Origin of the sequence: Rubripirellula reticaptiva (genome assembly GCF_007860175.1) — a bacterium.
GTDB classification, from domain to species: domain Bacteria; phylum Planctomycetota; class Planctomycetia; order Pirellulales; family Pirellulaceae; genus Rubripirellula; species Rubripirellula reticaptiva.
In genome coordinates, this window is sequence record NZ_SJPX01000005.1 from 701,269 (window position 1) to 713,754 (window position 12,486).

A 12,486-nucleotide genomic window follows, 5' to 3' on the forward strand; every position below is an offset into this window, starting at 1 on the left:
AATTCCTATCGGCCGAAGAGTTTCTCGAGGCCGATTTTTTCCATCTGCTTGCCAAGTTGTTTTTGCAGGTAGTTCTCGGCGTTCTCTTGGATTGCTTTAGTGCCCAACTGGGCAACAACTTGGCGGATGCCGGCCGAATCGAGCCGCGGCTGCGAGATCGTGCCTTCGATCGGCAACGTCACGGATTGTCCGGTCAAGCCTTGCAAATCACGTCCGAGCCAACGCGAATCCAGCGGAATCTGAGCCGTCATGCTCATGCGGCCATCGAACGCCACTCGGCCACTGGTGATGACCTGGGCGCGATCGATCGCAAAGTACATCCGTTCGTGAACAGCGGTCCCGCGGTCAACGGCGAAGTCAACCTTTTGTGGTGGCATCGTGATCAGGGTTCGATTGGTAGACGCGGCTACGGTTTGACCAGTCACCGACCCAGCAAGGGCCTTTAATTGGTCGACGCCGCCGATCAATTGGTTCGCGAGCGGCCCCGCGTTCATTTCGACGCTTCCCAAGTTCAGACGGCCAACGATTCGTGTTTGGTTCGGATCATCAAAGACGATCAGTGCCTCGTCGACTTCCGCACCAACGGTGCCTTGGATACGAGCCGTGTTCGCCGCCAACGGTGCCAAGTACTTCAACCATCGATCCGTCATTTCGGGAGTCAGTTCAATCGACTCGGCGATCACCCCACGTTCCAATTGCATCCACATCGGCCCGGGCGAGTAGTGCACCGAACCTGCCAAGTTGACTTTGCCGTTCATCGATCCAGGGCCGCTGCCGACAGCAACTTGAGACGGCGAAACGATCACGGTCGTTTCGGTCATTTGAATCGGAATGTTGGCTGATCCAAACGAAACGCCGGCCACGCCGCCCGATTCCCAGCCAAGATTTGCGGTCACGTTCATAGCCACCGTGCCGTCGGGTCTGCGGGTCGCTTGAATGTCCAGCGGCGTCTCGTGAATTCCGGTGACTGCGATCGGAATGCCAGCCATGGGCGAAACCAATTCAGCGACTTTGTCCATTTTCAAACGGGCTGGGCCAGCCAGTCGAACTTGGCCGACTTGTTCGTTCCATGCGACCGAGCCCGTCAGTGTCGTGGCGAACCAGTCGCCTGCGATCAACAGTTCCTGGGCTTCGATGTTGCCGGATTCGGTTTGGTACCGCACGTTGCCTTTGAATTGCAAATTAGGTTCTTCCCAAACGAGCTCTTGCTTAGCCGATGCGCGACCAAATTGGTCCGCCGACGCTGGCATCGGTCCGACAGCCCCCGCGGTGCTGGCAGACTGCAGCACGGCGACGTCTTGCCCCTTCATCGACGCAGCCACATTGATCCATCCGTCACTGGTGCGGATGTCAAACTCGCCGTCGCAGTCACCTTTGAAGATATAGGAATCGGATGTTGCGGCGGCTCGCGTTTGCACACTCCCCTGCAGCCGATCCAGTTTTGCACGCCACTTGATCGTCATGTCGATATTGTCTGCCACGGCAGTTCCTTGCGCGGCTGCACTGACCGCGTCGCCAACTAGCGTCAACGTATCGGCGCGCAGTCGGCCCTCCGGCAGCAGCAATTCGCCAGCGAAACCCAGTTCCATTTTCGGCTGGCTAAAATACTGAGTGCCATACGTGACGCGCGGCTGCGTCAGAGTCAGCTTCGCATCCGTCAAGGTCGAGATTGAAGTTGACGCTTGTCCGGTGGCCGTCAATTGAAAATCGCCGGTGGAATCCACCAAGTCCGCAGGCATCCACGGCGCGGCGAGTTCCGACAATGTTTCCAATCGACCGTTGCCTCGAATCGCGATCGGCATCGGTACGACTCCGTCGGGACGCGCGACCGGAGCCAACAAATCCGCGCTGATGGCCAGTCCATTAGTGGTGACGTTGATGCCCGCGCTAGTGAGTTCTTCCAGCGAATCACCGGCCCATCGTCCGACGGCTTCCACATTGCCTTTCATCGCTTGTCGGCGCAGCACTTGGCCGCCCGGCAAGGTGACCAGCAAGCTGTTCGCCTCGCCGCCGCCCTGCAGTTTCCAGACATTGTCGGCTGACGCGTTCCAGCGGATTTTTCCGCTCGCGGTTCCGGCCATGGTGGCGTCCGAGATTTCGATGATCGGACGCAGCATCGCAGTCAGCCGTCCAAAATCGATTTCGACGTCTGCACTTCCGCTCTGCAAATCGCCTTGCCCAACGGCCGATCCAAACGTGCTCTTCCAATTGAATTGTTCGGCACGAATTTGCCCGCGCTGAGTCGCCACCGTCGCCGACAGTTCGATCGGGTCAATGACAACGTTGCGCCCGCCCGACCGGGCACGAAGGGCATCACTGTTGATCGATAGTTTGCTGCGACGAACCGATGCACCAGCGTCGGCATCACGGGCAACAGGAGGCCCAGGGTTAGATTCGATTCGCGCGATCGCGCGACCAGACAACAGTTCGGCCCCGTCCCGTAGCGGCATCATACCGGGCAGCGCCTGGTCAAGTTTGGCAAGATCAACATCGACTCCGGCGGTGCCGTCGATCGCATCGAGCCAGCGAAGCGGATTGTCGTCCGTTCCAACCAACGAGAACGTCGTGGAAACCACGCCGTCCATGGTGGCGCGGGCAAAGTCTGTCGTTGCGACGAGGCGGCGACCGTACAGACGTGTCCCGGTCATCGTCAATTCGCCGTCGAAGGTGGCCAGGTCGTTCTTCCACATTCTTGCAGCGGCGGTGCCCAGCATATCGTCGTCTTCGGCGGTCAGACTGCGGATCTTCAATTGGTTGATCGCTGCCTCGATGACACCGTCGGCGTTGCTGGAAACCGATACCGCCCCCGTGGCATCACCGCTGACCCGACGAGGAATCGACGTTGCCAGTTCTGGCATTCGGCGCCGCACCAGTTCAACGATCGAAAGCGGCAACGACTCGGTTTGAATGTTCATCTTCCACGCCAGCGATTCGTCAGGCTTGGCGTCCATGGCCAAATCAATGGATCCGCCCATCGATCCGCCCGCCCCGCCGGGTTCGGTCAAAACGCCTTCGAACTTTGACACCACACTGGTCGCCCCCAGTTCAACGTTGGCATTGCAATTGGCGAGTTGCCACGATCGGCCAGTGACTTTATCGGTGACTGCAACGGTGACGTCCTGCAGCTTGATCGTGCCCGTCGTCGCACCGCTGGTGCTGTCGCTAGGCGTTTCCAACAATTGCTGCAGGTCGGCTTCGACGCTAGAGGTTCCTTCGTCCACGCTGCATGCGACTTGAATGCCTTGCAGAGTGATCTGGCCGAGATTGGACATGGATGAGTCTGCAATCAACTGCATGACCGTTAGGTCCATGTCCAACTGGCTAACCGAAATGTCGGTGCCTGCCTTCGTCCCGTGAATTTTTAGGCCCGTGATTTGCAGAGGTGTCACCCAGCCAATTCGCATCGAATCAGACTGAGCTTCCAATCCATATTCTGCCAGCGCATTGGTCATCATCGATCGGCCGATCGACGAGTGGCTAATGAACGAGGGTGCACCCAAGATCAAAAGGACGATCAGTCCCAATCCACCGACAAAATAGAATTGGCGTCGCCGCGATCGCCCATCTCGGCGGCGGCGAGTTTGATCTCGAAGAGTTCGGTCGGCCTGGTCAAGCAGGAAGTCATCGGTTGTCACGGTTTCGTCCTTGCCGCCGTAGTGTTTATGCATCGTCTGCGGAGTCTAGCGGGAAAGTCGACCTTGACCCAAGACGAGTTTTTGCGACTGTGGCGGAAGGCTCAGCGAACGATTTATGGAAACGACTAAACACAATTCGCCTATGGCAAAACGGCTTGGGCCATTCATGATTGACTGCGCCTGCAACTAGATTCATCTGCGACTTCTCTCCTTTGATTCCCTTTTCCTTGGCAACAACTCTCGATGCGCATTCTTGTGACCGGCGGTACCGGCTTGCTTGGCAACAACATTCTGCGGCAACTGGCGGCTGACCGGCCAGACCACTCGTTGACTGCGTTGGTGCGATCGCAGCCCAAGCCGCAAGTCTTTGCGGGATTGGATGTCAGCTGTGCAATTGGCGATCTAGGTGACGAAGAAACGTTTTCTGCAATTCGCCAAGCGGTTGCCGACTGCGACGTTGTCATTCACTCGGCCGCGTTGATCCACATCGGGTGGCAGCGGATGGAGGAGTCGATGCGAGTCAATCGTGACGGCACCGCGATGATCGTCGAAGCCTGTATCGAACACGACAAACCAATCGTGCATATCGGAACAGTCGATACGCTCGCGCTTGGGGCAAGAGAAAAGCCAGCCAGCGAAACGACCAGACTGAACGAAAATGGCTCAGCGACGTTGTGCAGTTACGTGGCCAGCAAGCGGGCAGGTGTCGATGTCGTCAAGTCGGCGGTCCGACGAGGCTTGCAAGCATTGATCATTCATCCCGGATTCATGCTTGGCCCATGGGATTGGAAACCTAGCAGTGGGCAGATGATCGTTGAGGTTGCCAAGACTTGGCGTCCCTTGGCTCCGTCGGGCGGCTGCAGCCTGTGCGATGCTCGCGATGTCGCCGCCGGGACCATCGCGGCGATGGACGCGATCACGCAGCCGCGGCCGACCCGACCAACGGATTCGCCGATCAAAAGCGGCCGCGAGTACATTCTGGCCGGTGAAAACTGGACGTATTTTGAGCTGTGGCGGGAAATCGCCAAGCGAACTGGCGCCCGAAAACCCATCATGCCGGCCGGGCCTGGCCAGATTTTGATCGGCGAGATCGCAGCCAGCATGTTGTCGAAAATATCGGCAAATGAGGGCGTTTTCAACTCTGCGGCGTTGGAAATGAGCACTCAATTCCACTGGTACGATTCACAGCGAGCCCACGATGAACTGGGATACCGAATTCGCGACCCGTCGATCAGTCTGGATGATGCCGTCGATTGGATCCAGAATCGCTTCCCTACCCAGGCCGGAAGATGAATTCTGATACTTTTTAATGGTAGCAATCTCTCCCTAGCGAGCATTCTGATTACCCGAAGTCTCGGATCCTGTGCCGAACCGCCCTGCAAAACCCCCCACAGGAGGTGTGGCAATGGTTTCCGGCGCGATTGACAATCGATCCGACGCGCGTTCAATGTGTTGCACGCTTACTGCTTTGCTGAACAGTGTTGTTGCAGAATCGGGCCTGAAAAGGACTGATTGGCAAAACGCGGTGGCGAAGTTTTCAGGACTCATTGAGAACGTATGGATGGCGCGAGCCTCACTCGAAGCGATTCGCAACGCTGCTCCGGCAGTCTTGCCTAGCCTATTGCTTTGCGACTTCGGCGATCTGAAGGGCGAAGTCGCCAAACTGCACGATGCCGGTGCGCGCGTTTTGCACCTCGACGTGATGGACGGGCACTTCGTTCCTAACATGACTTATGCGATGCCGATCGTCGAAGGACTGCGACGTCACACGGATATGCCTTTGGACGTGCACTTGATGATCAGCGATCCGCTGAAGTACGCCAAACCGATGGTGGATGCGGGTGCGGACATGTTGACGTTTCATGTCGAAGCCGTTCGCAATGCGGCTGAAACCGCAGACTTGATCCGTCAGATGGGCGTCAACGTGGGAGTTGCACTGAACCCCGAAACGCCGTTGGCCAGCTTGCGAGAATGCTTGGCTGATATCGATATGGTGTTGGTAATGAGCGTCGAGGCTGGTTTCGGCGGACAGAAATTCAACCCGATCGCGCTTGAGAAACTGCGAACGCTGCGGTCTGAATTTCCTGATTTATTGCTGGAAATCGACGGTGGTATCGACGCGACCACGATTGGTCCCGCACGTGCGGCCGGTTGCGACTTATTCGTGGTCGGTTCGGCAATCTTCAAAAAACACGACTACAACAGCGCTATCAAAGCTCTGACAGACGAAATCGCTGCCAACGATCCTCCCACAACCGGAGAGGAGAACTAACAATGATTTTAAAGTCCCCCGCGATTACTCGCGTTCTATTGGTTCGCCCCGGCGCCACCGAATTCGATGACCAAGGTCGCATCAAGGGCTGCATGGACATGCCGCTTAGCGAAACTGGCCGTCGCCAAGCCGCGTCCCTGGTCGACCAAGTCGCCCATTTCCGTTGCCGAACCATCTACACCGCCCCTTGCGAATCGGCTCGCGAAACGGCGGATCTTTTGGCGCGTGACCCGTCCAGTGGCCAGCGGGTTGCAAAGGTCAAAGTGATCGAGGCGTTTCGGAACCTGGACCACGGTCTGTGGCATGGAAAACTGATCGACGAACTGAGACGAAACCACCCGAAACTTTATCGATGTGGTCAGGAAACGCCGCTGGACATTTGTCCGCCGGGCGGTGAATCGATCAGCGACGCCAAGTCGCGAGTCGAAAAGGCGGTGCTGAAGCTGCTGAAAAAGAACAGTGACGATTTGGTCACGATCGTGATTCCCGACCCGATGGCTTGGATCGTCCAGACTCTGTTGTCGGGCGAGGCGCTGGCGGATCTGTGGAAAGCCGAAACGGATTCCGGAAAGTGGGATCTGATCGAGCCCGTGCTTTCGGGCCGTTGATCGAGCGGCTGGGTTGGTACGCCACAGAAGCGTTCAAGCAAGGCCCGAACGCCGTTTTTCGCCAAGGTTGCGTCAATCCTCGTTATAACCGGGACGATTGGCCGGCAATCTGGTAGCTGATTGGGATCGCTCTTTGAGCGTGACCTTCGGCTGGAATAGAATGAATGGGTACATCGGGTCGCTTGGACGCGTTCAAGTGGTGTCGAACGAACCCCATCCCAGGATTTCTGCTCCGTGAACCACCGATTCTCTCTTACCGTTGCCGGATGGATGATCGCCCTATTTAGCGGTTTCCTGGGCAGCGGTTTTACGTCTCCCACGTCAGCTTCGGCTGCCGATACGGTCCGCCCCCAGGTCGCGTTGATCAATGAATTGATCGAACAGGGATGGCGAGATTACGAAATTCGCACGCCGGCGCCCGAAGTCGATGATGCGACGTGGGCACGTCGTGTCTTTTTGGATGTGATTGGCCGGATTCCGACGGTCGCCGAACTGCAAGACTTCGCTTCTGATCGTGGCAGTGACAAGCGAGCCAATCTGGTCGAGAAATTGTTGCACGATGATCGATACACCGAAGAGTACGCAGGACATTGGGCCACGACTTGGTCAAACCTGCTGATCGGTCGCAGTGGCGGCAATGACCGCCGTTCGATGGTTAGCCCCGCAGGAATGCAGAAGTACCTTCGCGACTCGTTCGCGATGAATAAACCGTACAACACGATGGCCTATGAATTGGTCACCGCCACAGGCAGCGGCAAGCCGGGCACTGAGAATTTCAACGGTGCTGCAAACTTCTTGTTGGACAAAGTCAACGAAGAAAATGCGGTGCTTGCGACCAGCAGCACGTCGCGAATTTTCTTGGGCCAACAAGTCCAATGCACCCAGTGCCACAACCACCCGTTCAACCAGTGGAAGCAACAACGATTCTGGGAATTCAATTCGTTCTTTCGCCAAACTCGCGCACTGCGTCGCTTTGTCGAAGACACCAACGATATCTCGCATGGCGAGTTAGCAGACCAAGACTACGCGGGCGAATCGAACAATCCTGAAGACGCGTTGATTTTCTACGAATTGAGAAACGGCCTGACGAAAGTTGCCTATCCGGTCTTCACCGACGGAACCGAAATCGGCAAGAGCGGCTTTGTTGGTGATGTGAATCGACGTCAAGAACTCGGACGCTTGATGCTCGAGAGCGAGTATCTGGACAAAATGATTGTCAACCGAATGTGGTCACTGTTCCTGGGATTTGGGTTCACCAAACCGATTGATGATCTGGGCCCGCACAACGTGGCGTCACACCCCGAATTGCTCGACAAATTATCAGCCGAGTTTCGCAAGTCGAGCTACGACCTGAAAGAACTGATCACATGGATCACGACCAGCCGTCCGTACCAGTTATCGGCAGTACTGAATTCGTCAAACGAAATCGATGATCCATCGATCGGCGAAATGCCAAAGTTCTCGCGTTTCTACTTGCGTCAAATGTCAGCAGAACAGCTTTATCAATCGATGGTAACAGCAACGGACGCATCGGCTTCGGGCAGCTATGAAGAACAGGAACGCGAACGCCGCAAATGGTTGGAACAGTTCGTGGTCGCATTCGGCACCGACGAAGGTGACGAGGCGACGACGTTCAACGGCTCGATTCCGCAAGCGTTGATGTTGTTCAATGGTGCCCTAACGCAAAACGCAATCAGCAAGTCCGACGGCAGCTTCATCGACCGGATCGCCAAGTCGGGCCGATCGCCGCAAGATCGTGTGACCAATTTGTTCCAAGCCGGATTGGCTCGCCGTCCTGACAAGAAAGAAATCCAAATCGCCGGACAACTGCTAAGAGCACGCGGCGGCGACGAAAAAGAAATGTTGCAAGACATGTGGTGGGCTGTGCTGAACAGCAACGAATTCATCATGCAACACTAGTCGTTCAATCTCTATTCGCTAACAACTTTTAACCCCCAGTTTACGCCATGATTTCCACCTGGAAGACTCCCGTCGGGATGGATCGTCGACACTTCATGCAGCACCTTGCTGGTTCGTCGGCGGCTGCAGGCGCGGCCCTCACCTTGGGCGGTGCCATCCATGCCAACGCCGACGAGATGAAGAAGAATCACAAGAGTGCGATTCTGCTTTGGATGGGTGGCGGTCCGGCAACGATTGACATCTGGGACTTGAAACCAGGGGCACCGACGGGCGGCCCGTTCAAGCCGATCTCGACAACCGGCGACATGCAAATCTGTGAACACATGCCAATGATGGCTCAGCAGATGAAACACCTGTCGATCGTCCGCAGCATGTCGACTCGCGAAGCCGACCACAATCGCGGACGCTACTACATGCACACTGGTTTCGTGCCGAACCCAAACATCGAACACCCGAGCTACGGTTCGGTGATCGCTCACGAGCTGATCGACCAACGACCCGAGTTAGAAATTCCTCCGTTCGTTTCGATCGGTGGAGCCGGCGCTGGCCCGGGTTTCTTGGGAATGGCTTGGAGCCCGTTTTCGGTGACGAGCAACGGCCGAATCCGTAACCTCGATATGAAGCTGGACGAGACACGTTTGATGCAGCGAATGGCAGCACTGAACATGATCGAATCCGGTTTCGAAAAACGGACTCGTGACTTGCCGGCCAGCGAGCATGCGAAAGTGCTGCGCAAGACGTATGACCTGATGACCAGCAGTCAAATGGAAGCGTTCCGCGTTGAAAAAGAACCCGAAGAAGTTCAAGAGCGTTATGGCAAAGACAACTTCGGCCAAGGCTGCCTGCTGGCTCGTCGATTGGTCGAGTCCGGTGTGCCGTTTGTCGAAGTCGACTTGGGTGGCTGGGACAACCACAACGGAATCCACACGCTGCTGAAGGACACCAAGTTGCCGCAGCTTGACCGCGCAATGAGCGCGCTGACCGAAGATTTGGCCCAACGAGGATTGCTCGAAGACACGGTCATCATTTGGATGGGCGAATTTGGTCGCACACCGCGCATCAATCAAAATGCCGGCCGCGACCACTGGGCCCGATCATGGTCATGCGTTGTCGGCGGCGGAGCTATCAAGGGCGGATTGGCTGTTGGCGAAACCAGCAGTGACGGAACAGCCGTCGAGTCCGAGCCGTATAGCAGCGAAGATTTGATGTCGACGGTTTGCAAAGGCCTGGGCATCTCGACGGAGAAAACGTTCACCAGCAAGAATGGTCGACCAATGAAAATCGCCGGCGGTGGCAAGCTTATCACTGATCTATTGGCGTAAAGCTTGTGTCGTCGCAAGGATCGCATGAACGTGTAAGCGGCAGCGTCGGCGATGCTGCGGGCGCTGGCGCTAGCGGGATTGAATCCACCGGTGACGCTGCCGAACTGCTACCTGCCGAGCTGATTGCTCGGCACCAACGGGGCATTTGGCGGTATCTACGAATGCTCGGATGCGACGACTCGATGGCGGACGATTTGACGCAGGAAACGTTTTTACGAGTCCTTCGCCGCGACAATTTCGTTCAACATAGTGAAGCCGCGACCAGCAGTTATCTGCGGCGAACGGCCTACAACCTGCTCGTTTCGGACCATCGCAAGCACAAGCGTGTGCAGTCGATGGCCGAGTCGCCGCTGATGGACGAGATCTGGGATCGTTGGGCTGGTAAGGATTTGTCGGGCGACCGAGCAGTGGATGCCTTGAAGGGCTGCTTGTCGATACTGACGAATCGAGCACGGTTGGCATTGCAGATGAGGTATGGAAACGATGCCACGCGGATTGAGATCGCCGAGGCGCTTGATATCACGGACCATGGTGCTCGCAATTTGATGCAGCGAGCAAAGGGGCAGCTTCGCGAATGTGTCGAAGCAAAATTACACTTGAACATCGATCATTGAAAACAGACTCATGACTGACTCGAACCAGTCCAACCCTGATTCACCAAACAACGACGACCGCGCATTGACCGACCAGGACTTTGCCGAACGAGCGTTTGATTCGTTGTTCGTCGAAGCAATGGGAAAGGCCGAGCCGCCCGACCTGACTTACAAGATCCTGTCGCGACTGCGAGAGGAACCGGTCGCCGCAGCACCTCGGCCAACGGCGCTACCCAATCGCCCGTCCCAAGCGAAACCGTCGCCCGCAATCGCGAAATCCGCATGGTGGTTCGTCGCTGCCGCAATCGCGGCATCCTTGATCGGCTTGCTATGGGTTCGGAATCATCGCAACTTGCCGATCGAAGTCGGTTCGGTCGCCAAGCAAACCGAACAAAATGTCGCATCGACGACCAAGAATGACGTCGCAGCAGCGGCTGCTTCATCGGATTTATCAACTACCGAACCCAAACAAGACTCGCTCGCGGACGCGCCACGTCAACCGCCACGCGGTCGTCCGATGGTTTTGCCGACCAACGAATCGAACGAACCAGTCGATGCACCAGAGTCTGTGCTGGGAATGCCGTCTGACGAATCACTTGGGCCGCCTGAATCGATGGCGTTGGTATCACATCAAGTGGATTCGGAGATGCGAGGGTACTGGGATGCGATTGGGATTCAACCGACCGACGAAGCCGGTGCCGAACAAGTTGCAGATCGCTTTAGCCGGCTGTTTGGCTTTGCCTGGTCCGCCTCGGATCTAAGTAGTGCCGAAACGATTCAAGCGAAAATCGCAATCGATTCGATCGCGACGCAGATTGCGACCGGTTGGCTGAATCAGATCACCGATGGCGGAATCAACCGCGTCAAAGGAAAACAGCGAGACGATCTAATATCCGAAGTCGCCCAGGCCTTCTCGGGTTCGTTGCCGCTGGACCGATCGCTTGCCAGTTGGATCGATGGAACGTCGGTGACATCCACCGCTTTCCTTACCGCGATGGCAGCAGGTTCAAATTCAGTCGATGACGGTGTGATGGGGCGTCATTTGGCATCGCTAATTTTCAACAAAGATCTCCGTTGCACTCGTTGTCACGACGCCTACATCGAAGGAAGCGGCCGACAAGAAGACTATTGGTCGCTGGTTGGGTTGTTGCACCGTGATTTGGTTCCCAGTCGTCAGGGATGGTCGGTCGCGAAAAAGCCAAACTCCCGCAAGCTGTTTTTTGATCTCGCCGATGGTCGTCGCCGGGTTGCGATGCCAGAAGTCCCCCGTCAATGGATCGCCGGCCCCGATGCAGTGACTTCGCTATCGGATTGGTCGGCTCGATTGAACGGTTCTCCGTCGTTGGCGGCAGGCGTGGTCAATTCACTTTGGGAAATGGTCCACGGGCAACCGCTTCACGGCCGAGTTGTCGATCCGATGAATGCGCCGCATAACGAAGCGTTGGCGGAATTAGAAACTCGCTTGGTGAACGACCTTCTGCGGTCAAAGTTCAATCTGGGTCGCGCACTCGCACTGGTGATCGCATCGCCGGCCAGCAACCGCCAAGTCCCCAAGTCACTGGAAAATAGTTGGGTTATCGACAACGCGGTCGAGCGTTCGGCCGCCGAGGCATTCGCCGCAGCGATGCCGCTGAAGTCCGACTTGCCGTTCGACCGACGAGTTGACGAGGCGATGCGATCGATCGGTGCAAAGCTCGACATCAATGGAAAACCACTGCTGGCCCAAATCGGCCAAGGCGGCTCTGGCACCAACAAAGTCCGTTCGGACAAACTGTCTTGGGACTTTCCCGACCGCGCCGAAACCCTGCCTGTGCAATGGCTGCGTCTGATCAAGAACACCGACCAGCAGGTGGATCATTTGGCCTACCTGGCGGGGCGAACCGATGCACCCGAGTCCGTGCAGAAGGGCGTCGAGGCAATGCAGGCCGCAAACATCGACGAGGCAACGATATTGAACCGAGTCTGGTGGATGGTTCGGTAGAGGGGATTTGCCGAAGGCTCGAGACATCGAGGTTTCGGTGCAATCGTTAAAACCGGATCGGTCGCATTGTTTGGTTTCAAATCGGCTCGCCGTTTGGCGAAGCGGACGACCGTGGCATCAGTACTGTGCAAAATTTCACCGAATCATACTCGTTC

The 12,486-nt window shown here is 56.6% G+C and carries 8 protein-coding genes; 7 read left to right on the forward strand and 1 reads right to left on the reverse strand.

Annotation, left to right across the window (positions count from 1 at the left end; genetic code table 11):
- Positions 1 to 5: 5 nt before the first annotated feature.
- Positions 6 to 3,668, reverse strand: a complete 3,663-nt coding sequence (locus Poly59_RS23730; protein ID WP_146536572.1) for a translocation/assembly module TamB domain-containing protein — start codon at positions 3,666 to 3,668, stop codon at positions 6 to 8.
- 210 nt (positions 3,669 to 3,878) lie between these two features.
- On the opposite strand from Poly59_RS23730, the gene Poly59_RS23735 reads away from it, so the two are divergent.
- From Poly59_RS23735 to Poly59_RS23765, 7 genes are all read left to right on the forward strand, one after another.
- A complete protein-coding gene (locus tag Poly59_RS23735) occupies positions 3,879 to 4,928 on the forward strand; it encodes an NAD-dependent epimerase/dehydratase family protein (protein ID WP_146536573.1) in 1,050 nt (349 codons plus the stop codon).
- Between the two features lie 268 nt (positions 4,929 to 5,196).
- Positions 5,197 to 5,907, forward strand: coding sequence for a ribulose-phosphate 3-epimerase (gene rpe / locus Poly59_RS23740; protein ID WP_146536574.1), 711 nt, complete (start codon positions 5,197 to 5,199; stop codon positions 5,905 to 5,907).
- A gap of 2 nt (positions 5,908 to 5,909) precedes the next feature.
- Positions 5,910 to 6,515: a histidine phosphatase family protein gene (locus tag Poly59_RS23745; RefSeq protein WP_146536575.1), complete on the forward strand. Its 606-nt coding sequence runs from the start codon at positions 5,910 to 5,912 to the stop codon at positions 6,513 to 6,515.
- Between the two features lie 270 nt (positions 6,516 to 6,785).
- Positions 6,786 to 8,435: a DUF1549 domain-containing protein gene (locus Poly59_RS23750; RefSeq protein WP_146536895.1), complete on the forward strand. Its 1,650-nt coding sequence runs from the start codon at positions 6,786 to 6,788 to the stop codon at positions 8,433 to 8,435.
- Positions 8,436 to 8,482: 47 nt separating this feature from the next.
- Complete coding sequence (locus Poly59_RS23755; RefSeq protein ID WP_246151890.1) at positions 8,483 to 9,757, forward strand: DUF1501 domain-containing protein; 1,275 nt, start codon at positions 8,483 to 8,485, stop codon at positions 9,755 to 9,757.
- A gap of 5 nt (positions 9,758 to 9,762) precedes the next feature.
- Positions 9,763 to 10,371, forward strand: a complete 609-nt coding sequence (locus tag Poly59_RS23760; protein ID WP_246151891.1) for an RNA polymerase sigma factor — start codon at positions 9,763 to 9,765, stop codon at positions 10,369 to 10,371.
- Positions 10,372 to 10,381: 10 nt separating this feature from the next.
- A complete protein-coding gene (locus Poly59_RS23765; RefSeq protein WP_146536576.1) occupies positions 10,382 to 12,331 on the forward strand; it encodes a cell division protein CrgA in 1,950 nt (649 codons plus the stop codon).
- Positions 12,332 to 12,486: the final 155 nt, after the last annotated feature.

Bases quoted from the DNA above. Each gene is read 5' to 3' on its own strand.
- Poly59_RS23730 (WP_146536572.1), bottom strand. From the start codon at position 3,668: ATGCATAAACACTACGGCGGCAAGGACGAAACCGTGACAACCGATGAC.
- Poly59_RS23735 (WP_146536573.1), top strand. From the start codon at position 3,879: ATGCGCATTCTTGTGACCGGCGGTACCGGCTTGCTTGGCAACAACATT.
- rpe (WP_146536574.1), top strand. From the start codon at position 5,197: ATGGCGCGAGCCTCACTCGAAGCGATTCGCAACGCTGCTCCGGCAGTC.
- Poly59_RS23745 (WP_146536575.1), top strand. From the start codon at position 5,910: ATGATTTTAAAGTCCCCCGCGATTACTCGCGTTCTATTGGTTCGCCCC.
- Poly59_RS23750 (WP_146536895.1), top strand. From the start codon at position 6,786: ATGATCGCCCTATTTAGCGGTTTCCTGGGCAGCGGTTTTACGTCTCCC.
- Poly59_RS23755 (WP_246151890.1), top strand. From the start codon at position 8,483: ATGATTTCCACCTGGAAGACTCCCGTCGGGATGGATCGTCGACACTTC.
- Poly59_RS23765 (WP_146536576.1), top strand. From the start codon at position 10,382: ATGACTGACTCGAACCAGTCCAACCCTGATTCACCAAACAACGACGAC.